The 23044-nt window shown below is 42.1% G+C and carries 26 protein-coding genes; 23 read left to right on the top strand and 3 right to left on the bottom strand.

What is annotated here, in order from left to right; genetic code table 11:
- Positions 1-3 precede the first annotated feature (3 nt).
- The 8 genes from LS71_RS03220 (at position 4) to LS71_RS03185 (ending at position 7895) form a co-directional block, all read left to right on the top strand.
- Entirely contained in the window at positions 4-1134 is a 1131-nt protein-coding gene (locus LS71_RS03220) for an ABC transporter substrate-binding protein (RefSeq protein ID WP_034354348.1), read from the top strand.
- Between the two features lie 9 nt (positions 1135-1143).
- On the top strand, positions 1144-1905 hold the full coding sequence (locus tag LS71_RS03215) for a class I SAM-dependent methyltransferase (protein ID WP_034354350.1): 762 nt from the start codon (positions 1144-1146) through the stop codon (positions 1903-1905).
- Entirely contained in the window at positions 1889-2893 is a 1005-nt protein-coding gene (locus LS71_RS03210) for a FecCD family ABC transporter permease (protein WP_052057990.1), read from the top strand. The genes LS71_RS03215 and LS71_RS03210 overlap by 17 nt, the downstream gene beginning before the upstream one ends.
- A complete protein-coding gene (locus LS71_RS03205; RefSeq protein WP_052057992.1) occupies positions 2883-3644 on the top strand; it encodes an ABC transporter ATP-binding protein in 762 nt (253 codons plus the stop codon). The genes LS71_RS03210 and LS71_RS03205 overlap by 11 nt, the downstream gene beginning before the upstream one ends.
- A complete protein-coding gene (locus LS71_RS03200; protein ID WP_034354354.1) occupies positions 3632-4396 on the top strand; it encodes an energy transducer TonB in 765 nt (254 codons plus the stop codon). The genes LS71_RS03205 and LS71_RS03200 overlap by 13 nt, the downstream gene beginning before the upstream one ends.
- A gap of 79 nt (positions 4397-4475) precedes the next feature.
- Positions 4476-5912, top strand: a complete 1437-nt coding sequence (locus tag LS71_RS03195; protein WP_034354356.1) for a hypothetical protein — start codon at positions 4476-4478, stop codon at positions 5910-5912.
- Positions 5912-6850 (top strand): Dam family site-specific DNA-(adenine-N6)-methyltransferase, encoded by a 939-nt coding sequence (locus LS71_RS03190; RefSeq protein ID WP_034354359.1) that lies wholly within the window; start codon positions 5912-5914, stop codon positions 6848-6850. Before LS71_RS03195 ends, LS71_RS03190 begins: the two co-directional genes overlap by 1 nt.
- Positions 6831-7895 carry a DNA adenine methylase gene (locus LS71_RS03185; protein WP_034354361.1) on the top strand — a complete coding sequence of 355 codons (1065 nt, stop codon included), beginning with the start codon at positions 6831-6833 and terminating at the stop codon, positions 7893-7895. Before LS71_RS03190 ends, LS71_RS03185 begins: the two co-directional genes overlap by 20 nt.
- 86 nt (positions 7896-7981) lie before the next feature.
- On the opposite strand, the gene LS71_RS03180 is transcribed toward LS71_RS03185, so the two are convergent.
- From LS71_RS03180 to LS71_RS03170, 3 genes are read right to left on the bottom strand one after another with little or no spacing between them, the layout of a single operon-like run.
- Entirely contained in the window at positions 7982-8722 is a 741-nt protein-coding gene (locus LS71_RS03180) for an amino acid ABC transporter ATP-binding protein (RefSeq protein WP_034354394.1), read from the bottom strand.
- Positions 8719-9375, bottom strand: coding sequence for an amino acid ABC transporter permease (locus tag LS71_RS03175; RefSeq protein ID WP_034354363.1), 657 nt, complete (start codon positions 9373-9375; stop codon positions 8719-8721). Before LS71_RS03175 ends, LS71_RS03180 begins: the two co-directional genes overlap by 4 nt.
- Positions 9375-10034, bottom strand: coding sequence for an amino acid ABC transporter permease (locus tag LS71_RS03170; protein WP_034354366.1), 660 nt, complete (start codon positions 10032-10034; stop codon positions 9375-9377). Before LS71_RS03170 ends, LS71_RS03175 begins: the two co-directional genes overlap by 1 nt.
- Positions 10035-10253: 219 nt before the next feature.
- Between LS71_RS03170 and neuC (LS71_RS03165) the strand changes: the two genes are divergently transcribed.
- The 15 genes from neuC (LS71_RS03165) to neuC (LS71_RS03100) all read left to right on the top strand — a co-directional run bounded on the left by neuC (LS71_RS03165) (position 10254) and on the right by neuC (LS71_RS03100) (position 23028).
- Positions 10254-11411 (top strand): UDP-N-acetylglucosamine 2-epimerase, encoded by a 1158-nt coding sequence (neuC, locus tag LS71_RS03165; RefSeq protein WP_034354369.1) that lies wholly within the window; start codon positions 10254-10256, stop codon positions 11409-11411.
- A gap of 54 nt (positions 11412-11465) precedes the next feature.
- On the top strand, positions 11466-12473 hold the full coding sequence (locus LS71_RS03160) for a formyltransferase family protein (RefSeq protein WP_138109808.1): 1008 nt from the start codon (positions 11466-11468) through the stop codon (positions 12471-12473).
- Positions 12474-12546: 73 nt separating this feature from the next.
- Positions 12547-13278, top strand: a complete 732-nt coding sequence (locus LS71_RS03155) for a TylF/MycF/NovP-related O-methyltransferase (RefSeq protein WP_138109807.1) — start codon at positions 12547-12549, stop codon at positions 13276-13278.
- Positions 13268-13399 (top strand): hypothetical protein, encoded by a 132-nt coding sequence (locus tag LS71_RS09785; RefSeq protein WP_275050979.1) that lies wholly within the window; start codon positions 13268-13270, stop codon positions 13397-13399. Before LS71_RS03155 ends, LS71_RS09785 begins: the two co-directional genes overlap by 11 nt.
- Positions 13400-13479: 80 nt before the next feature.
- On the top strand, positions 13480-13785 hold the full coding sequence (locus LS71_RS03150; protein WP_034353952.1) for a hypothetical protein: 306 nt from the start codon (positions 13480-13482) through the stop codon (positions 13783-13785).
- A 34-nt stretch (positions 13786-13819) separates the two neighbouring features.
- Positions 13820-14500, top strand: a complete 681-nt coding sequence (locus LS71_RS03145) for a class I SAM-dependent methyltransferase (protein ID WP_081946251.1) — start codon at positions 13820-13822, stop codon at positions 14498-14500.
- Positions 14500-15018: an ATP-grasp domain-containing protein gene (locus tag LS71_RS03140; RefSeq protein WP_034353950.1), complete on the top strand. Its 519-nt coding sequence runs from the start codon at positions 14500-14502 to the stop codon at positions 15016-15018. Before LS71_RS03145 ends, LS71_RS03140 begins: the two co-directional genes overlap by 1 nt.
- A 58-nt stretch (positions 15019-15076) precedes the next feature.
- Positions 15077-15514: an ATP-grasp domain-containing protein gene (locus LS71_RS03135; protein WP_052057936.1), complete on the top strand. Its 438-nt coding sequence runs from the start codon at positions 15077-15079 to the stop codon at positions 15512-15514.
- Between the two features lie 27 nt (positions 15515-15541).
- A complete protein-coding gene (locus tag LS71_RS03130; RefSeq protein ID WP_034353947.1) occupies positions 15542-16615 on the top strand; it encodes an NAD-dependent epimerase/dehydratase family protein in 1074 nt (357 codons plus the stop codon).
- Complete coding sequence (locus tag LS71_RS03125) at positions 16612-17976, top strand: DegT/DnrJ/EryC1/StrS family aminotransferase (RefSeq protein WP_052057934.1); 1365 nt, start codon at positions 16612-16614, stop codon at positions 17974-17976. The genes LS71_RS03130 and LS71_RS03125 overlap by 4 nt, the downstream gene beginning before the upstream one ends.
- Positions 17963-19000, top strand: coding sequence for an ATP-grasp domain-containing protein (locus LS71_RS03120; RefSeq protein ID WP_034353943.1), 1038 nt, complete (start codon positions 17963-17965; stop codon positions 18998-19000). Before LS71_RS03125 ends, LS71_RS03120 begins: the two co-directional genes overlap by 14 nt.
- Before the next feature lie 40 nt (positions 19001-19040).
- Positions 19041-19694 (top strand): HAD family hydrolase, encoded by a 654-nt coding sequence (locus LS71_RS03115; RefSeq protein WP_034353941.1) that lies wholly within the window; start codon positions 19041-19043, stop codon positions 19692-19694.
- A 37-nt stretch (positions 19695-19731) separates the two neighbouring features.
- The gene (gene neuC / locus LS71_RS03110) at positions 19732-20895 is read left to right on the top strand and encodes a UDP-N-acetylglucosamine 2-epimerase (protein ID WP_034353938.1); all 1164 of its coding nucleotides are present in this window, start codon (positions 19732-19734) and stop codon (positions 20893-20895) included.
- The gene (locus LS71_RS03105; protein WP_194145648.1) at positions 20873-21610 is read left to right on the top strand and encodes a PIG-L deacetylase family protein; all 738 of its coding nucleotides are present in this window, start codon (positions 20873-20875) and stop codon (positions 21608-21610) included. The genes neuC (LS71_RS03110) and LS71_RS03105 overlap by 23 nt, the downstream gene beginning before the upstream one ends.
- Positions 21607-23028, top strand: a complete 1422-nt coding sequence (neuC, locus tag LS71_RS03100; protein WP_081946250.1) for a UDP-N-acetylglucosamine 2-epimerase — start codon at positions 21607-21609, stop codon at positions 23026-23028. The genes LS71_RS03105 and neuC (LS71_RS03100) overlap by 4 nt, the downstream gene beginning before the upstream one ends.
- The last annotated feature ends 16 nt before the right edge of the window (positions 23029-23044 follow it).

The following is a 23044-nucleotide window of genomic DNA, read 5'->3' as shown; positions in this document are numbered from 1 at the left end:
ATTATGAAAAAGTATATTTTTGCCTGTGTGTTTATAAGCCTTATATTTGCAGGCTGCGGAGATAAAGAGCAAAATACAGAATCTAGCATAGAATCTAGCGCGCCAGATTCTATACAGCAGAGCCAAAATGCGCCAGATGTTACAAGCGGCGCATTGCCCACTTTAAGCGCTGAAGAGAGGGCAAGCTGCAAGAGGGCTTTAGGCACGGTACCTCCGCTCACAGTGCTTTTAGAGCTGCTCTATCCAGAGGGTATGATAGGGCTAAACTATCAACCCTACCCAGAGGATATACCCTTTATGCCTGAGGGCGTGAGCGAGCTGCCTGTGCTTGGCGTGCTCTCCAAAGGCACGCTCTCTTTTGAGGAGATAGCTAAACATAAGCCTGATGTGGTGTTCTTTGGTGAGGGTACTTTAGAATCTATCACGGAGCCATACCAAAAGGCAGGCATTGAGGTGGTGAAAGTCCCTGCGTTTAGCTATAAAGATTTAAGCAGTGTCGTGCAATCTTACGCCGATGCGCTCTCCCAAAACAATGGCATAAATAATATTTGCGGACAGAAAGTAGCGCAAAAGGCAGAATTACTGCTACAAACGCTTAAAAGTAACCAAGACTTGCTCGCCCAGCTCAATGCGCAGGTGCAAAATCGCCCAAGTGTATATTTCGCAGCGGATATGAATGGGCTAAAGTCGGTGTGCTTAAAAGAAAGTGGAGATTTAGATTCTGTAATCCCTATATCACTTTTTGGCGGCACAAATGCCCTGCCTTGCAGTATGCTAAGCGAAAGTGGGCAGTTTGCGTATATTGATTTTGAGCTATTAGCTAAGATTAATCCGCAAGTGATTTTTGTGCGTGAGCTGCCTTTGTATAAGGAGCTAAAGGAAAATCCTAGCGCTAATTGGGCAAATCTAGATGCGATTAAAAATAAGCGATTTTATTACGCGCCTTCAACGCCTAGCAACTGGCTCACGCTCCCGCCTAGTGTAATGCAAAATATAGGCTTTTTGTGGGCGTTTTCTAAGCTGCACCCCGATTTACTCGATGATGCGCAGGTAAAAAGCATAGCCAAAGCCTTTTTTGCTACATTCTTGCGTGAGTTGAGCGATGAGGACTATGCGAGCCTGCAAGGACTCTAAGGACATACAATGAGGCAGCTATGGAACCAAAAGGCAAAAAGCTTTCCGCGCTTTAAAAAAGACACAGCTGATACGCTAGAGATTTTAGATTTTTTTGCCTCTTGTGGAGTTAGCTTTAAAGATAAAACTATACTTGATATTGGCTGTGGGAATGGGCGATTTACCCTGCAGCTCGCCTTTTTAGCAAAGCGCATATATGGGAGTGATATTTCAGAATCTATGCTAGCAAATTTAGAAAATGACGCTAAGGATTTGGGCTTAGCAAATGTAATCGCCCTGCATAGCGCATGGGATAGCCTAGATTTAAGTAAACTTGAGCCTATTGAGCTTACCTTTGCTTCAATGACGCCCGCACTTAATAATAAAAAAAGCTTTGAAAAAGCACTGCATAGCTATACACAAGGATTTTGCTATGTGGGTTGGGGGCGCAGGAGGGCTAGCTCATTTTTAGAGCCTATTTTTAAGGAGCATAATTTAACATTTTTGCTGCCTGTGGGCTTACCTGATGTCTTAAAATGGCTTAAAGAATTAGGCTATCCTAAGCCAAAACATTGCTACAAGAATGCTAATTATATCTTTGATGCCTCGCGTGAAGAGGCGATTGAACATGTGGTGTGGAATATCCGCGTGCATGATGGTGAGCCTGATATGGAGAAAATCACGCGCTATGTGGATTCTCAACTTATCAATAATCGCATTGTATATGAGCATGAACGCGAAATTGGCGTGTGCTTTATCCCCTTTAGGCAGGAAAATGAGCAACAAAACTAAAATTTTGCTTATTTGTCTAGCGCTCATTGTGCTAGCGCTAGGCTTTATCATAGCTATTGGCATTGGGCGATATGAGATTTCACTCACACATATTTATAGTCTTTTGCGCTCCTATGGGAATGGCGAGTATAGTTTGGAGAGCGTTATTTTATTTGAAAATCGCTTGCCACGCATTTGTGCAGCTATTCTCGTGGGTGCTTCTTTGGCGCTAAGCGGTGGGCTGTATCAGGGCATTATTGCTAATCCTTTAGTTAGCCCTAGTATTTTAGGCGTGATGAGTGGAGCAAGCTTTGGCGCAGCGCTGGCTATGGTGCTTGGATTTGGGCTATTTGGCATTGAAGTAATGTGCTTTTGCTTTGGCATTTTGGCGATGCTTTGCTCTTTACTTTTAGCGCGGCTTTTTAGCAATAGTATGAGTATTTTAATGCTTATTCTTGGCGGTATGATTACTTCGGCGTTTTTTGGCGCGGGAATGAGCATTCTTAAATATGTAGCCGACCCATATAATACGCTGCCAAATATCGTATTTTGGCTTATGGGTTCATTGGCAAGTATTCAGCTTGGACCGCTTGTGCTGCTGGCTGTGGTGTTTGTAGCAGGGCTTATATTTGCTATCATAGGCGCTAGGCATATTGATATTTTAAATCTTGATGAGCAAAGCGCGTATGCGCTAGGCGTGAATGTCAAGGCTTTAAGAGTTGGCTTTGTGATTATGGCGACATTGCTAGCGAGTGCAAGTGTGGCAGTAGGCGGGCTTATTGGCTGGGTGGGCTTAGTGGTGCCACATATCGCGCGGCTTATTATTGGCGCAAATCATCGCTTTATGCTGCCCTTTTGCGCTATTTTTGGCGCTATTTTTTTGCTGCTGTGCGATTGCATAGCACGCGCGAGCTTTGGCGTTGAAATCCCCATAGGCTTGGTGAGTGCGATTATTGGCATACCTATTTTTGTGCTAATCCTTATGCAAAAGGTGCGCTATGAGAGATGAGATTTTAGAAGTGAAGCATTTAAGCCTAAAAATAGGCAAAGCGCACTTATTAGAAGACATAAACTTTAGTATGCAAAGGGGTGAGATTATCTGCATTCTAGGGCGCAATGGTGCGGGCAAAAGCACGCTTTTAAAAAGTATTCTTAATCTTTATTCATATAGTGGCTATATTGGCATTGATGGTATAAATTTACAGAATCTAAGCGCGCGAGAGAGGGCGAATAAAATTGCCTATGTGCCGCAGTCTAGCCATATTATATTCCCTTTTAAGGTCATTGAAGTGGTGATGATGGGGCGCTTTGCCAAACAAGCGTGGTTTTATACTCAAGCAGACAAAAGGCGCGCGTATGAGATGTTAGAGCGCTTTGAAATGGCGCATTTAAGCGAGCGTATTTTTTCTAGCCTTAGCGGTGGGCAGCAGCAGCTCGCACTCATTGCTAGGGCATTTGCGCAAGAATGCGAACTTTTGCTTTTAGATGAGCCGGTGAGCGCGCTTGATTTATCACGCTGCTTTACACTGCTTGAGATTGTGCGCCATTGCGGTAAAAGCGTGCTACTTACCTCGCATCACCCCGAGCAGTGCGGCATTGCACATAAAATCCTTATGATGAAAGATGCTAAAATGCTTGCCTTTGGGGAACGCGCTGCGGTGCTTAACACAGATATGATAGAGCGGCTCTATGATGTGCGCACGGAGGCTGTGCCTCTGCCAAATGGCGGGATTTATTTTGTAGCCAAATGCGCACTCTAAGCTCCCAAACGCTAGGATTTATATGCGCGTGCGTGCTGTATCTTTTGGCGTTTTTGTGCCTGTATTGGCAGTTTGATACTCTCTATGCGCTACTCTCGCGCCCTACGCCTTATGAAGTAACAAGTATCGCGCTTAGCCATTTTGAGGGCGCACAAGAGGCGCCAACACCCACGCAGCAGCCTATTTCTAAGCCTACACCACAAACGCCTTTATCAAAGTCTATTGCGCCACCTAAAAAGCCCAAAAAATCTAAAGCATCTAAAGACACTCCAAAAATGCCGCGCAAAGAAAGGGCGCAAGATTCGCGTATTACAGAATCTGCAAATGATATCAAATCTGCAGAAGCCACAGAATCTACAGAATCTAAGCATACAGATTCTAAGCCTATGAATTCTAAGTTGGCAGATTCTGTAGCGCCCTCCGCGCAGGCAAGCAGCTCATCGCAGGCTATGCAGGCAAATGAGCAAGCAGATATTATCGATGAATACGCGCAAAAAATCTATGAGCTTATCGATAGGGCGTATGTTTATCCGCAATCACTCCAAGCTAAGGGCATTCGCGGCGAGGTAAGGCTAAAATTTGGCATTACTCAAAATGGGGAGTTGCACGATGTGCAGGTGCTAAAAAGTGATAATAAGCAGCTAGAGCAAGCCGCCCTGCGCATTCTTAAGCAAGCTAGCCACAAATTCCCAAAGCCACAAAGAGAGCGCAAAATGCTAGTGATACTAAGCTTTGGCACAAAACGCCCATGAACATAGCGCTGCGCTGTGTTTTATAAATTTTAAAAAACTTAAATGATATAATTTAGATTCTAAAATATAAGGTTTAAAAATGAATTTATGGATATTGACTGAAGAGCGCCCTAAAATAGATGTGCTAGACTTTATCATTAAAAGATTTTTACAAGATAAAAAACTATGTGCTTTTATAAATAATCTTAGAATTTTGCCCATTGTAAAAAACAATAAATTTACTTTTAATTACGAAATTATAGGGATAGAAAATAAGCAATTTGATAAGATTTATCTAAAAATTATAAGCGGAAATAGTAGTTTTGTAGATTATTTAGTGTTTTTCCAAGAAAATGAGCCAAATATTGAAGATTCCCCTATTTATGCGATTGAAGAAACTAAAACAGATGATAAAGAAAGTCGCAACACAGGCGTTTATCAAAGAATTACTAAATTTGTTTATTTAGACTTTTTCTATCCTAGCACTATAAAAATTATGTTTTATAATCTAAAAATTGAACAAAAAGAAACTCCTACGCAAACTTCAATTTTTGGAACAAAAATCTTAAGGACTTTGGGCGTTGAAATTGTGGGCAAGCAATTTGTAGATTCTGATATATTAGAACCCTTTAAAGATGTAGATGATTTGATAGATTTTAAAAATGCTATGAGAAAGCCTCCCAAAAATAATACACCCATTAATATAATAAAAATTTATGATAGCGATACAAGTATTTGTCATAATAAAATGCCATTTTATGATATTAGTAAAATCCAAATTTCAGGCAGACTTTTTAAAAATAACTCACTCTCGCACGACCCAAATATTGGAGCTATTAGTGGTATAGCAGCGGTTTTAAGAAAGCTTAGATTTAATGGTGATATTGAAATCATCTCTCATGGCTTAAATCAAAATCACTTAGGGAAAAATAATAAATTTATACACATTGCAAATAAGCTCAATATATCTTTGCAAGGCTTAACATTGCCACAAACTAAATTGCCTAAAGCATATTGGCACTATGAGATAAAGGGCGAAAAATTAGTGAGCATTTTTATTCACATGGTTATAGAATCTTTTAGCTATGCTAAGGCCATTTTTGAAAATCACGCAGGTTGCGAAAAGAGCTATTTTTTAACAAGTAGCGGCGAACATATCCCTTTGCAAAAATACGAAAATAGAGAAGCCTATAAGGCAGGAGATAAAAATGCTAGATTGTTTATACCAGATTTAATTTTGCTAGATGTGCAGAATCTTGAAATTATTAATATTGAGGGTAAAAAATTTCAAAATAAAGCACAAGGCATAGAGGAGCTAAAAAATTACAATTTTATAGAGCAAGAATATATTAAAAAATATTATCCAGCATATAAAATCATTCGCACACTAGTGCTTTATGGAGGCAATAAAGCAAATATCTTAGAAACAGAAATAGGACTTTTATTAGATGAAAATGGAAATATTATTTTGGGCATTAAGGCTCCAAAAATATTTATTTTAAGCATTACAAATTTAATTAATTTTTGGAAAAAATAATGACACAAAAGCTAGATTCTATAAATAAATACCATAAATCACCGCTTAATTACATAGGCGGAAAATATAAGATTTTGCCTCAAATTCTGCCACTTTTCCCTAAAAAAATAGATACTTTTATAGATTTATTTTGCGGAGGATGCAATGTGGCTATTAATATAGAATCTAAAAAAATTATCTGCAATGATAATCTTAGTTTTTTAATAGAACTTTATAAATATTTGCAACAAAATACTTTGGCTTCTACGCTTAAAAATATAGAATCTATCATTAATTTTTACAAGCTAGATATGCAAAATAAAAATGGCTATCTTGCCCTAAGAAGTGATTACAATGCACAAAAAGAGCCTTTAAAATTACTCGCACTTATAGCATTTTCTTTTAATCATCAAATTCGCTTTAATAATTCGCATAATTTTAATAATCCCTTTGGCAAAAATCGCTCTAACTTTAACGCAAATATGATGGCAAATTTAATACATTTCATTCAAATTTTGCAAAGAAAAAATATGATTTTTTATAGCCTTGATTTTAGAGTATTTTTAGATTCTATGCATTTAGATAAACATTGTTTTATTTATGCTGACCCGCCTTATTTAATTACGCAAGGCGTTTATAATGATGGCAAAAGAGGCTTTAGTGGCTGGAGTGAAAGTTTAGAAATAAGTCTTTTAGAGAATCTAAAGGAGCTAGATTCCAAAGGAGTAAAATTTGCCCTTTCAAATGTTTTAACACACAAAGGAATTGAAAACCATATTTTAAAGCAGTGGATAGAATCTAGAGGCTATTTTATAAGCAATATTTCACATCATTACACCAATGCAAATTATCAAAGCAAATATAAAGATAAAAGTCTAACTAAAGAAGTCCTCATTACAAATTATGCGCCAAAAATGTGCCATCAAGATAAGGATACTTATGCGCTTTATAGGAAATAAAGAAAAATTAGTAGCAAATATTTATGAGATTTTATTAAAGCATGATGTTATAAAAACTTGCGATACTACAAAAAGCTTTTTTGATATGTTTGCAGGCAGCACAAGTGTAGGGCGATTTTTTAAAATGAAGGGCTTTAGTATTACAAGCTGTGATTTATTATATCTTTCATACTGCTTACAAAGGGCATATTTGCAAAATAATAAAGAGCCTAGATTTAGAGGGCTAAAAGATATTGGAGATTCTAAAAGGCACTTAAATCGTCCTTATGAAAAAGTATTGGCTTATCTTAATAGTTTAGAATCTAAAAAAGGCTTTATTTATCAAAATTATGCACCTAGTGGGAGTAAAAATCTAGCCACTCCTCGACAATATTTTAGCGACTATAATGCGTGTAAAATTGATGCTATTCGCTTAGAAATTGAAAAGTGGCATATACAAGATAAAATTAGTGAAAATGAATACTTTATACTACTTGCTACCCTACTTGAATCTATCTCGCTTTTTGCCAATGTCGCAGGTGTGTATGCTGCTTTTTGTAAGATATGGGATAAACGCGCCCTAAAACCTTTTAATTTGAAGCAAATTACGCTTTTAGAGAGTGATAAACAGCATATTTGCCTTTGTGCTAATAGCACAAAAATACTCCAAGATTCTAAGCAAATATATGATTTAATTTATCTTGACCCGCCATATAATCAACGGCAATACGCGCCTAATTATCACTTACTTGAAACTATTGCAAGATATGATAATCCAAGCATTAAAGGCATAGCTGGGCTAAGAGAGTGGCAAGGGCAAAAGTCTAGATTCTGTAATAAACAAAATGCCTTAGCGGAGCTAGAAACAATCATAGCTTGCAAAAACTTTAAAACTGCTATCCTAAGCTACAACAGCGAGGGCTTAATGAAAAAAGACGAAATTAATGAGATTTTAAAGCCACATGGCGCAGTGATTTTTGAAGAAATGTCTTATCCAAGATTTAAGAGTAATCAAAATAAAGGTAAAAAATTTATTAGTGAATATGTGTGGGTGATTACAAAATAAAACATTCGCAAGAATACATTTAGATTCTATCATTCCCACGCTATTGCTTTTTATAAAAAGCCCCATGGTCTTACCAAGCCAAACCCCTACAACTCAAACACACTTAAAAACCTCTGCGCTCTCTTAGTTTTAGGAGCGGTAAAAAACGCTTGCGGCGAGGCTTCCTCGACTAGTTTCCCCTCATCAAAAAAGCAGATTCTATGCGCGACTTTCTGTGCAAAGCGCATCTCATGCGTTACTATAAGCATAGTCATACCCTCCCTTGCTAGCTCCAAAATCACCTCAAGCACCTCCTTTACCATTTCAGGGTCAAGCGAGGCGGTAACCTCATCAAAAAGCATAATTTCAGGATTCATACACAGTGCGCGGATAATGGCTACGCGCTGCTTTTGTCCGCCGCTTAGCTCCTTTGGCATAGCATGTATTTTATGCGATAGCCCTACACGCTTAAGCAGATTCTGTGCTTGGGCTAGCACCTCCTTTTTAGCGCGCTTCTGCACTTTGAGCGGTCCTAGCAAAATATTATCTATCACGCTCATATGCGGAAACAAATCATAGCTTTGAAATACCATTCCTATGCGCTGGCGAATGCTGCTCCACTTAGCGTTTTTAGTATTAATCACCTCTCCATTAAGGCTAATCTCCCCGCTTTGTGTGGATTCTAAGCCATTAATGCAGCGCAAAAATGTGCTTTTCCCGCAGCCGCTAGGTCCTAAAATCACCACTACTTCGCCCTTTTGCACCTGCAAAGAAATATCATCAAGCACATAATGCACGCCATCATAAGTTTTTCTCAACGCAGAAATGCCCAAAAGCGGTGTATTCATTGACATTTTTTCTCCAATACTCTACTAAGATAAGAAAGCGGATAGCACAGCAAAAAATAAGTGCAGAAAATCCCGCCATACACCCAAAAACTCGCCTGTGGATTAGATTTATTCAGCTCAATAATTTGCTGCCCGACTTTGAGCAAATCCACCACGCCAAGCAGTGAAACTAGCGAAGTAGTCTTAATCATACGCGTAAAAAGCGACACAAAAGCGGGTAAAAGCTGCTTTAGCACTTGAGGAAACACAATATAGCGCGTAATTTGCCACTGCCCTAATCCCAAAGCTTTACCGCTCTCACTCTGATGCTTTGGCAAAGCAGTAATCGCGCCCCTCACCAAATCCCCCACTTCAGCCACACCCCATAGGCTAAAGACGATGATAGCGCACATAAACGCGCTTAGCGGCACATTCAAATAAGGCGAGATACCAAAAAACAAAATAAACAACCAAGCCAAAATAGGAATAATGCGCACGCACTCAAGATAGAATCTACACAGCGCGCGCGCAACAATGCTCCTAAAAGTCATCACAAAGCCTAGTATTAAACCAAAAAATATGGCAAAGATAATAGAAATAAGCGCAATTTGCAGCGTTAAAAGCATACCTTGCAGCAGTCGCTCAAAATTTGACCCAATAAAAAAAATCTCCATTACAGCACACGCCTTTTATAGAATCCTTCAAGCAGTGAAAACATCACAGACAAGGGCAATAGCACGATAAGATAGCAAAGAATTAGCATACTAAAAGCCTCACTTGTCTTAGCATACATACTCACAATATCTTTTGCTACAAACATAATATCTGCTAAAGCTATCACGCCAACAAGCGAGCTTTCTTTTAGGAGGAAAATCACATTTGCACCAATGGAGGGCAGCGCCACGCCCAAAGATTGAGGCAAAATAACATAAAACATCATTTGATAGGGCTTTAAACCTATGCTTTGCGCGCTCTCAATTTGTGAATGGCTAATAGATTCTAGCCCCGCGCGAAAGCTTTCACACATATATCCTCCGCCCAAAAAGCCCAAACCCACAATCGCGCAAGTATAGCTGCTTAAATTAAAGCCAATCACGCTACCTAGCCCATAGTAGAGGAAAAAAAGTTGGATAAGCAAAGGCGTATTGCGCGCTAGCTCCACATAAAAGGCAACCAAAAAGCGCAAATAAGGGATTTTAAAATACAAAATCCAAGCGCACACAAAGCCCACCGCCAAACTCCACAAAATCCCAAAAAAAGAAATGTATAAAGTTACATATAAAGCCTTGCTAAAAAGCGGTATGCACTGATACATAAAGGCAAAATCTAGCATATTGCTCCTACTTTTTACTTGCACCTCTTGCGCAAACCTTAAAATTTTAAATACTTAGCATATTTTTAAAAAGCCGTATTTTTGAATAAAAATGCTTGAGATTCTATAAAATTGCATAAATTTATAATAAACAAGCACAGCTCATAGAATCTAGCCTTTAAAGCATTATGTATAAGAACTTTTATTACAATGCTTACAATCAATCCACAAAGGCACAATATGCGTAAAATCTGCATTATCACAGGCACGCGCGCAGAATGGGGACTACTCTCCCCTCTAGCGCATAGAATCTATAATGACAAAGACTTAGAGCTGCAGCTCATCGCTACCGGTATGCACTTAAGCAGCGAGTTTGGCTTAACTTACCGCGAGATTAATTTGCCCATTAGCAAAAAATGCGAAATGCTGCTTAGCTCGGATACACCTCAAGGCATTTGCAAATCTATGGGATTAGCGCAAATCTCTATTTGTGAGGCATATGAAGAGCTAAAGCCCGATATTATCGTGGTTTTAGGCGATAGATATGAGATTTTTGCCTGTGTGGCAAGCGCGATGATATGCCGCATTCCTGTGGCGCATTTGCATGGTGGCGAGGCGACCTTTGGGCTAATTGATGAGGCAATTAGGCATAGTATCACGAAAATGAGTCATTTGCATTTTGTCGCTACAGAGGCGTATAGAAAGCGTGTAATCCAGCTAGGCGAACAGCCAGAGCGGGTATTTAATGTCGGAGGCTTTGGCATTGATAGCATTAAATCCCTGCCCTTGCTTGATAAAGCCGCATTAGAATCTAGCCTTGATTTTACTTTTAAGCCATACAATTTTCTCATCACTTTCCACCCTGTAACGCTTGAACACGCCACCGCACAAAGTCAATTTGCAGCACTCTTACGCGCATTAGAGCATTTTGCAACAACGCACCAAATAGGCTATATCTTTACTAAAGCAAATGCCGATACCGATGGGCGCGTGATTAATGAGATGATTGATACATTTGTGAATACGCATACAAATGCTATCGCTTTTAGCTCCATGGGGCAGCTACGCTATCTTAGCACGATGCAGTTTGTCAATGCCGTAGTGGGCAATAGCTCAAGTGGTTTGGGCGAAGCGCCGAGCTTTAAAATTGCTACCATTAACATAGGCGATAGGCAAAATGGGCGCATTAGGGCAGATTCTGTCATTGATTGCGCGCCAGAAGAGGAGGCGATTTTTAATGCCTTTAATCGCGCATTAAGTAAAGAATTTCAAGCTATAGTAAAAGATGTGAAAAACCCCTATGGCGAGGGCGGAGCGAGTGAGCAGACGCATAAAATTTTAAAAACCTATCCGCTTGAAAATATATTAAAAAAACAATTTTATGATATAGATTTTTAATGTTTGAAAAGATAGAATCTAGCGTTTTTACACATTTTTAAAAGGGATTATCAAGTGAATATCGTATTTATCGGCTGCGTGGCGTTTTCTAAAGCTTGCTTGCAAACGCTTATCGCCCTAAGCCAAAGGCATTCATCGCTGCATATCACAGGCGTGGTAACTAAGCAAAGCTCGCCTTTTAATGCTGATTTTTGCGACATTGCTCCCCTTGCGCGCACGCACAACATCAAAGCCTTTTATACCACCGATATTAATGACGCCTCCACGCGCGAATTTATCATCTCTTGCGCACCTGATATTATCTACTGCTTTGGCTGGAGCGCGCTTATTAAGCAAGCGCTATTAGACCTTTGCCCTATCATTGGCTATCACCCTGCCGCATTGCCGCATAATCGCGGGCGACACCCTATCATTTGGGCGCTAGCTTTGGGGCTTAAAGAGAGCGCATCGAGCTTTTTTGTTATGGATAGTGGTGCAGATTCTGGCGCGATACTCTCTCAAGTGCCTTTTGCTATAGAATCTAGCGACAACGCCGCAAGCCTTTGCGCGCGCGTGGAGAGGATAGCTAAGGAGCAGATTGAAGATTTCACACTTGATATTTTGGAGCGCGCTAATGCTTCTTTAGCAAACACTAAAATCGGAGGCAATACAGAATCTAGCGCGCAAAATGCGCAGTTTTCACAACTAACGGGGGGGGGGGCAGATACAAATCTTGCTCAAATCCTTTCATCGCTCACTATCCCACAAAATCACAGCCTATCCAACCTCTGGCGAAAGCGAGGTGCGCGTGATGGCATAATCGACTTTAGAATGAGCGCGGAGGGCATTTATAACCTTGTCCGCGCATTAAGCAAGCCTTATGTTGGAGCGGAAGTGCTTTATAATGGCGCACATTATAAAGTGTGGGAAGCAAAGATTGTAAGTGTATCGCTAAAAAATATAGAATCTGGCAAGATTTTGCGCGTAGATTCTCAAGGTGTGCTTGTGAAAGCCTATGATGATGCGATTTTACTCACGCACCATGAGCTAAACCCCTTGCCAAAGGAGGGCGAATACTTCTAAACTTTAACCCCACTTCCTAGCACGCGTCTAAAGCCTGAGCGCTCCTTAGAGTTTCACCGCTAAAGGAGCAAGTATGAAAAACGCATTTATCTATGGCGCAGGCACACGTGGCGCGCAAGTCGCCTTACACATCTGCTTAGACTATGATATTTTAGGCTTTATAGATTCTAATCCCACAAAGCAAAACACCACGCTAACCATTGAGGGCAAAGACTATCCCGTATATGCCCCGGAAATCTTGCAAAATACGCCTTTTGATGAAATTTTTGTCGGCACTTATGCGTATAAGAACGTGCTAGAAACACTACAAGCTCTACACATACCACGCGATAAGATTAATACACAGCTTGCAGATACCTATGTGCATGCGCGCATAGCCTTTATTAATAATCTAGCTATGCTCTTTAATAAACGCGGCATTCAAGGCGCATGCGCTGAACTTGGCGTGCATAGAGGCGATACAGCGCGGCATATTAATCGTGTGTTTAGCACTAAAGAGCTGTATTTGCTAGATACCTTTGAGGGCTTTAATGCCAAAGACTGCGAGCTAGATAATCAAAAAGGCTTCTCTACCGCTAAAAAAGGCGAGTTTGGCGATACCTCTTTGGAGCTTGTCAAGTCTAAAATGCCCCATCTCAACAAATGCCACTTTATCAAAGGCTACTTCCCAGAGACCGCCGCGCAAGTCCCAGAAAATGAGCAATTTTGCTTTGTCAATATCGATGTGGATTTGTATCAGCCTATTTTAAGCGGCTGCGAATTTTTTTATCCACGATTAACGGGGGGGGGGGCTAATGCTAATTGATGATTATTTTAACCCCACTTATGAGGGCACAAAGCAAGCCGTTGATGAATTTGCCAAAGCGCATAATCTTACGCCACTCCCGGTGGGGGATAGTTTGAGCGTGTTTTTTATTAAACAATAGTGATTGTTTTTGTGGTGGCTATTTGCGCAGCTTGCTACAGAATCTAGATTCTATAGAAATCTAAAAACAAAAGGAGTTATATGGATTTTCTCAAAATCGACCAATGGAACGCCAGCTACGCGCGTGGCGAAAATGTCATATTTTATCCGCATGAAGAAGTGGTGCGCTTTTTAAATCGCTTTATCCGCAAGAGATTGGGCGAGGAGGAATTTTGCGATGTGATTTATAAAGGGGATTTTTATCAATCCGGCATAGGCGTTACTCACAATTCATCTAAACATTCGCAAGAGAATCATTTGCGTGCGTCCTTAGAGAATCTAGATTCTATACGAAATATAGAATCTAGTGCGCAAAATGCTTTACAACTAACGGGGGGGGGGGCATAATGAAGAAATGGCAAAATCCCAAAGGTTGCATGAGATGAGCGCGCAACCAGTTTTTACAAACATTACCCAGCACGCACAGGGCGCAGCACTCCCTGAAAATTACCAAAAAGAGCAATCCTTAAAAGCACTTGATTTTGGCTGTGGGATTGGTAGGCAGAGTATCCTCGTGGGCGAATTTGGTATAAAAGCCTATGGCATTGATATTTCACAAAACGCCCTTTCCATGGCAGAGCTACAAGCGCAAAGCCATAGAAAATCTAAGCATTTTATCCGCCCGCAGTTTTGCCTCTATGATGGGCAGCATATCCCTTTTAGCGATAATTTTTTTGATTTTTCCATAAGCTATGGCGTGCTTGACTCCCTGCCCTTTGCACTAGCCTTAAACCTTGTCCAAGAAATCGCGCGCGTAAGCAAAGAATATATCTTTGTCTCACTCATTGGCGCAGAATCCACCCATGGCTTTAGCAATCTTAACACGTCCTACTTTACTGATGAAATCCAAGTCCAAGAAGCACATGAAAAAGGCACGATTCAAAGCTTTTTTGATAGAGCAAAGATTGAGCGGCTCTTTGCTAGCACAGGCTTTTCTATCATTTGGCTGCATAAGCGCATAAGCACCAATGAGCTTGATAGCACCATAGAGGAGAGTCGCTACTATGTGGTGCTAAAGCGCGATAAAGCGCATAAAAAAGCGCGCACGCAAGGGGGCGCGTAGTGAAAGCCCTAAATATCCTTATCGAAGCAAGCGGCAGCCTCACAAGCACGGCTATGATTAGCGCCATTAAAGCAGCCGGACATAGAGTGTGTGGCAGTGATATTAGTGATTTTAACGCCGCAGCACACTTGTGCGATGATTTTATCATCATGCCCCGCGCAAATGATGCGCATTTATGGGAGCACACGCAAGAGTTGCTTATAAAACATCATATCGATGTGGTTATCCCCACCCTTGATGAAAGCCTGCTAGGCTGGAGTATGCGCCGCACAAAGCTTGCAAGAGAGGGTATAGCAGTTTTTATCTCACCACCCCGCACCATACAAACTTTCCTTGATAAATGGAAAACATATCGCTTTTTCCGCGCGCATAATATCCCCACACCAAAAACCGCGCTTTTTACCCACCATGGCGTGCTAAAGCCCCGCTTTGGTCGCGGTGGTGCGGGTATTACAATACTTTCAAAAACACAACTAGAGCAATACTATACAGATTTAACGGGGGGGGGGGCAAAGTGAAAAAAGTAACGCAAGTGATACAAAGCATAAATCAAACCATGCGCCAAATCAAAAGCATGTGCAAAAGCAAGCCCAAAGCCTCTACATTACGCAATATCTCGTTACCGGGCAAGAATATACCATTGATTGCCTCTTTGATGCACAGGGGCAGCCGCTTTATATTATCCCGCGCAAGCGCATTGATGTGCGGGAGGGTAAATCCACTAAAGGCGAGGTGTGTGATGTCAAGTCCTTAGAATCTTATATTCGTGCAATGGCGACAAAGACGCACTTTGTGGGCGCGATAAATGTGCAAGCCTTTATCACAGCTCAAAATGAGCCTATATTCATCGAGGTAAATCCTCGTTTAGGCGGTGGGAGTGCGCTTAGTTTTGCTGCGAGTGAAAACTGGGTAGAAGCGATGATAGAGATGTTTATTTATAAACGCCTTATCACGCCAAAGCCCGTGCATTATGGCTTAAAAATGGCAAGGAGCTACATAGAAACCTATTTCTAACCTCCTTGCCCGCAAGGGAGGAGTGTTATGGATAGATATATTTTAGTAACGGGTGCGAGCGGGTTTCTAGGCTCGTGGCTTTGTGCGGCACTATGTGCAAGCGGGGCTAAGGTGCTTGGCATTGGGCGTAGGCGCAATGGCGGGTTTTTATCCCGCACGCTTTTAGCGCGTAATAACAATGATAGGCATACAAACTTCGCACATGAAAATTTTATCTATGAGTGTCTTGAGCTAAAGAATCTTAATGAAAACTCACTCAAAAAATATGAGTTTTCACTTGCTTTTCATCTGGCATCTATGGTAGAATACGCTAGCCATGATTACCATGATTACCATGATTACACCATTACGCCAACGCTGCGCCTCATAGACTTCGCCACCACGCGAAATATCCCAAAGATTATTTTTACCTCTACCGCCTCTGTCTTTGCCCACCCACCAAGCCCAGAATCTAGCCCCACATCAAGCCTAGATTCTATTGCTATAGAATCTAGTGCTACGCTAAAGCTAGATTCTAGCAATTTTAAATCGCCCTATCACGTCACACAAGAGCCTATCATCACAGAATCTTCTCCCATAGCCCCTTTAAGCAACTACGCGCTTGCCAAATACATTTGTGAGAGCCTGCTCCTACTTGCTACGCGCAAAAATCCTCATCTGCAGGTTATCACCCTGCGCTTTCCTGCGATTTTTGGCTTACATCATTTAGGCGGCGTGGTGTATGAATTCGCCAAAAGCGCGCTAGAGGGTAAAGACATCGAGCTTTTTAGCAATGGCGCGGTGTATCGCAATATCCTATATGTCCAAGACGCCATAAACGCGCTTAAGTCTGCAAGCCGCGTGCAAGGGCTTAAACCCTATGAGCTATTTCTTATCGGTAGCCTAGATTCTAAGCCTACAAGCTTTATCGCGCGCACGCTTATAGACGCGCTTGGCTCAACTTCCCAGCTTATCCTAAGCCCAAAACCCTCGCCAAATCCATTTAACTCGCGGCTTGATATTAGCAAAGCACAACAACTCTTAGGCTTTGCTCCTATGAGCGTTGAAGTAGGCTTGCAAGCGTATGTGCGCGATATTTTGCAAAATGGAGGCTTGCAATGAAAAAGCAGAGAAATAATCTATCTTTAGAGAATCTAGATTCTATAACAGAATCTAAAGCCTATTTCAGTGCCTTCCCCCACTTCTCCCATGCCCAAATTAAGCGCATTCTAAGCAAAACGCGCGCCATGCTTGAGGGTAAATCCATGCTTACCATGGGGAAAGCCGTGCAGGAGTTTGAGCAATCTTTTGCGCGCTATTGTGGGCTGCGACATGGCATTGCTACAAATTCTTGCACTTCTGCGCTTAATGTAGTATTTCGCGCGCTAGGGCTTGGGCGCAGCAGTGATAGCACGCGCCACGCAGCACAAGCACATAGCATTACAAATAAAGCCGTGCTTGTGCCTACGCAGACATTTTTTGCTAATGCAAGTAGCGTGCTTAATTGTGGTGCGGATTTGGTGCTTGTGGAGTGCGATAAGGATTTTATGCTCTCTCTTGATATCTTGCAAGAAGCACTTAAGACTACAGAATCTAGACGCATTAAAGCCGTAGTTCTTGTGCATTTTGCCGGGCTTATAAGCAAGGATATTTTTGCCATTAAATCCTTATGCAAAAAGCGGGGCATTACACTTATTGAGGACTGCTCGCACGCGCATGGCGCGCAGGCTATGGATAAACAAGGGAAGATACATCGCGCAGGGAGTATTGGCGATATTGGCGTGTTTAGCTTTTTTAGCACTAAGATTCTGCCCTGTGGTGAAGGGGGCATGATAGTGTGCAATGATGAGGCTTTAGCGCGCAAATGCAGGGCATTAGCAAATCGCGGGCTAGATGCTAGCGCGCCAAAGGAGGCAGGAGAATCTTTCATAGCACTTGGGGAAAACTACCGCTTAGGCGAGTTTAATGCGATTTTAGGGTGTGAGGGCTTAGAGGCACTAGAATCTAATCTTACCTATCGCAATAAATTAGCCGCTGCTTATAAACGCGCGCTTGCTCCATTATATAAACGCGGCATAGTGAGCTTTCAAGAAATACCGCTGGGCTTTTACCATAGCTATTGGCGCTTTATTGTATTTCTACATAAGCATGATGTAAGTGCTGTTTTAGCCTACTTAAAGGCGCGTAATATCTATGCCGATGCACCCTATAAGCCACTGCTACACAAGCAGCCGCTACTAGAATCCCTACAATCTCGCGCGCCAGATTCTACTATGTCAAAACCAGATGCTCGTGCCTTGCATTCTAGATTAGATTCTAGGCTAGATGCCACGCTAGATTCTAATGCGCGTGTGCATTTTATCCCCCACACGCCACAAACACCCCAAAACCACATCTCCCTGCCCCTACACTGCGCGCTAAAGCTAAAAGACATTACCTACATCACACATATCTTAAAGGAGGCACTCCATGAAAAAGCTTAGAATCTTAGTTACCACTATTGGCGGGCTTACAAGCCCTGATGGACTGCTAGCACTAAGGCATAATGGCGAACGCGAAGTATTTTTAGTAGGCTGTGATGCCTTTAGCGGTGCGTGTGGGCGGCATTTTGTGGATAGATTTTTCATTAGCCCAGATAGCGCGCAAAGCGAGGAAAGCTATATCGAGGCATTGCTAAAAGCCACGCAGGAGTATGGCATTGATATTATCGTGCCTTGTGGGAATGAGGATAATCTAGCCCTTGCAAAGCATAAGTCGCGCTTTAGTGTGCCTATTATGGTTGGCGAGTATGCGGACTTGATACAAGCCTATGATAAAGGCGCGGTGTATGAGATACTCTTGCAAAAAATGCCAAAGCATGCGCCAAAGTATCGCTTAGCAAGCGATTATGAGACTTTTTTAGAAGCAATTTATACGCTTGGCTATCCGGATAAATTGCTAGTGGTAAAGCCGCGCTTTGGTCGCGGGGGGCGTGGCGTGTATGTGCTAAGCGAGCATTTACGCACAGATATTTTTAGTAATAAACCCGATGGCGCAGTAACGCTCTCATTTTTTGAAGCAGCATTGAAAGGCGATAATGAACTTATCATTATGGAGCATTTACGCGCACCTTTCATATCTGCCTACTCGCTTTGTAGCAAAGGGCGCAATCTTTTCACCATGCGCCACATACGCGAATGGGGAAATGCAAGCCAAACATATCGGGGAAGTGTGGATTATGATAAGGAGTTAGAGGAGCTTTGCAGTGGTGTGATTAGCGCATTTAGGCTAGATTTTACTAACAATATGGAGCTAGCCTATAATGAAAGTGGCGATTTAGTGCTATTTGACTTAAACCCGCGTCTTGGCGCAAGCAGCGGCATTGATACGCATTTAGGGCTAAACTTCCCCTATCTAGCACTTAAACTCGCCCTAGGTGAAGAAATAGCACTTGATAGAGCATATCTTATGCAGCAAAAAGCGCGATTTTATCGATATTTTACGCAGTGGTGGGAAAATGGGGTATAATTAAGGAGTTTTTGCATGCGAGAGCTTAAAAAGGAGATATATGCAGGCTATTATCTGCGATTTGGACAACACCCTTTATGATGAAAATATTTTTGTAGAATCTGTCTGCTATGCGTTTTGCACACGCTATGGGCTAGATTCTAGCCTTGTTGCGCCTATCCTTGCAGATGACTTTCGCCTAAGCTCAAAGGATATTTTTGGCGATTGGCTAAAGAGCTTTGATTTTTATACAAAAAGCCGGCAAGAAGAGCTTTTTAACCTCTATCAAAGCCACCCTGCAAAACTTCATCTCTATGAAGATGCGCACGCATTTTTGGCATACGCAAAGGAAAGGGGGCTAAAAATTGGCATTCTCACTAATGGTAGCCTGCAAGCCCAAGCGCATAAAGTTAAGCTCCTAGGGCTAGATAAAAGCGCGCATATTGCTATAGAGTATGCAAGAGCAGAGGGAGCAGCGTATGAAAAGCCTCATATTAATGCCTATAAGCGGATTCTCCAAAAGCTTGGTGTAGAATCTAGCGCGTGTGCATTTATCGGCGATAATCCGCGCACAGATATACTTGGCGCAAATAATGCAGGGCTCTATAGCATATGGCTTAAGCGCGGCTATGCACGGCTCATGCCTTGTGATTTTGCGCATGTTGAGATTGAGCATTTTGCACAAGCGCAGGCATTTATAGAATCTAGATTCTAAATAACATATGTTTTATAAATATTCTTAAGGAGGTGCTATGAAAATCTTAGCAGTAAGCGGCATACGCAGTGAATATGATATTTTGTATCCCATTTTAAAAGCCTTTGAAAAAGCGGGCTTTGAGGTGTGTATCGCCGTAGCAAATGCACATCTAAGCGATATTCATGGCAATACTTATAAAAGAATAGAATCTGATGGCTTTAGGATTGCGGATAAAATCGATTGCCTCTTAAGCACCGATAGGCTAACACAGCGCGCTAAAGGCGTGGGGCTACTCATTGCCGCGCTTACCCAAACTGCAGAGCGCGAAAAGCCTGATTTCTTGCTGGTGCTAGGCGATAGGGAGGAGAGTATCGCTACTTGTGTGGTGGGAAATTATATGGATATTTTGACCATTCATTGCGGCGGGGGCGACCCTGTGTATGGCAATGCTGATGACCCTATCCGCTTTGCTTGCTCAAAGTTAGCGCATATCCACTGCACCACTGCGCAAGTGTATGCGGATAATCTTGCAAAAATTGGCGAGGATAGATGGCGTATCTGCTTTAGCGGGAATTCTTCGTATGCTAATATCGCACATGTTGAGCATAAATCGCGCAAGATTTTAAGCGAGTTTTTGGATTTGGATATAGAATCTAGCGATTATTTTGTGCTTTTAAAGCACCCGCTAAGCTCTGAAGTAGAGCAAGCCTATCATCAAATGCATGTTGCTATAGAATCTTGTGCTGCATTTGCTACTAAGCATAATCTTAAGATTGTGGGCATTTACCCAAACACCGACCCGGGAAGTTATAAGATTTTAGAGGCTATCACACAAGGCGAGGCAAAATATCCATTTATGAGATTTTATAAAACCCTGCCGCGCGAGATTTTTATTAACCTTATGCGCCATAGTTTAGCTCTAGCAGGGAATTCAAGCATGGGGATTTTAGAAGCACCATTTTATAAGCTGCCCGTAGTCAATATCGGTAATCGCCAAAAAGGACGGCTCAATGCGGGAAATGTGCGCTTTGTAGAGCATGAAGAGGGCGAGATTATACAAGCCTTAGAGCAAGCCTGCTTTGATACAACCTATCGCGCGCATATTCAAAGCCTTGTAAATCCTTATGGCGATGAGAGGGCGGCGCAAAACATCGTCGATTTTGTAAAGAGTATTGATACAAAAGAAAGGAAATGGTATGTCAAAACAACACTTTGTTAGCCTTGATGAAAAGCAGATAAAAGATATTGTAGTTATCGCCACGCACCCTGATGATGAGACTTTAGGCGCTGGCGGCACGCTACTAAAGCATAAAGCCCAAGGGCATAGAATCCACTGCATTTTCTGCACTGATATCTTTGAAACATTTGGCTTTGACAAAGCAGTAATTGCAAAAAGGGAGCAAGAAATAGAGGCAGTAAGCCTAGCGTATGGCTTTGATAGTGTCCATAGGCTAGGATTTCCCACTATGCAGCTAGATACACTGCCGCGTGGGGAGATTATTGGCGCATTTAGCGCGATTTTTAAAGCCATAGAGCCACATATCGTGTATCTGCCATTTTGTTATGATGTGCATAGCGACCATCGTGTGATTTTTGAATGCGCCTTTGCTTGCACAAAGTCGTTTCGCTACCCTAGCATCGAGCGCGTGCTAATGATGGAGGTGCTAAGTGAGAGCGAATTTGCCCCAAGCCTTAGCGTGCAGAGCTTTATGCCCAATGTGTTTGTGGATATTAGCCCTTATTTTGCTAAAAAATGCGAGATTATGAGCTTGTATGAAAGCGAAGTAGCACCCCTGCCATTCCCGCGCGCGCTCAAAAACATAGAATCTTTGGCTTTGCTTAGAGGTTCTACCCGCGGAGCGGACGCGGTATCTAAGGTTAATTTAAGCTTAGATGCTCACAATTCAGCGGGGGGGGGGGGCAATACTAAATGACTCCCCAATCTACGCCGAAGCCTTCATGCTCCTCAAAGAAAAATGCTAAATCTGCGCATGCTCGCGCACGCTATCACACCTCAAACGCCCATACAACCGAGTCTCCACAGAATCTAGCCTCGCAGCAGACAGCTCCATATCATCATACCACCCCACAAAGCCCTATCTTACATAACTCGCAAAACCCGCATAATCGCACATATTCTCTAGCTATCGTTACTGGCACACGCGCGGAGTGGGGTCTGCTCTATCCACTTGCACGCAAGATAAAAGCAAATACACATTTTTCCTTGCGTATCATCGCTACAGGCGCGCATTTGCAACCTCGCCACGGCAGCACTTACAAAGAGATAGAATCTGATGGCTTTACTATCGCGGCAAAAATCCCTATTTTAAGCCGTAATTCAAACACGCGCCAAGATATTGCAAACGCCATTGCAAAGGGTATTACACGCTTTAGTGCGTATTTTTTGGCAAATCCTTGCGATATGCTTATTCTCCTAGGCGATAGGTATGAGGCATTTGCCGCAGCTATTGCGTGCGCAAATGCAAATATCCCCATAGCCCACATAGCAGGGGGTGAAAGCACGCAGGGTGCGAATGATGAGTATATGCGGCATTGCATCTCTAAGATGAGTTATTTGCATTTTCCAGCCACTGCGCTTTATGCTAAAAGGCTTATACAGCTTGGTGAAGCACCAGAGCGGGTGTTTAATGTGGGGTCTTTGGCGGTAGAAAATATTGCTAATACAGTGCTGTTAGATTCTATGCAGCTCTCTCAAAGACTGCATATTTCACAAGATTTTCTCTCCAACTTTTGCCTACTTACCTTTCATTCAAGCACTTTAGAATCTAGCAATCCAGCAGATGAAATTATACTACTCTTGCAAGCCCTGCTAAAAACACCCTATAACATCATCGCCACAAAGGCAAATGCCGATGCGCTAGGGGCAAATATTAATGCGGTGCTAGAAACATTTGCGCGCAAATATCCACATAGAATCTTACTCTGTGCCTCTCTTGGGCGTGTAGGCTATCTCTCTGCGCTAAAGCTTGCGCGCTTTGTCATTGGTAATAGCTCAAGTGGGCTTAGTGAAGCACCTATCTTACAAGTGCCGACCATTAATATCGGGCATAGGCAGCAGGGGCGATTTATGCCAGATTCTGTGCTTTCGCCAAATCCTGCTGCGATAGAATCTAGCACATCAAAGGCTACATCAAATCCTGCTTGCAAAAAGGCTTATAGAGATGCCATTTTGCAAGCTATTAGCACCATAGAATCTAAGAGCTTTCAAGCTAGGCTAGATTCTATATCTCACCCCTTTGGGCTAGGTGATACAAGCGCGCGTATTGTGGAGATTATAGAATCTAGCCTGCAAAAGGGCATTAATCTTAAAAAAGCCTTTTTTATGCTTTAAGATTGCCTTATGCTAT

The sequence above is a fragment of the Helicobacter jaachi genome, assembly GCF_000763135.2.
GTDB lineage: Bacteria > Campylobacterota > Campylobacteria > Campylobacterales > Helicobacteraceae > Helicobacter_C > Helicobacter_C jaachi.
Note: the sequence above shows the minus strand (reverse complement) of the source record. Positions and strands in the feature narration are given on the sequence as shown.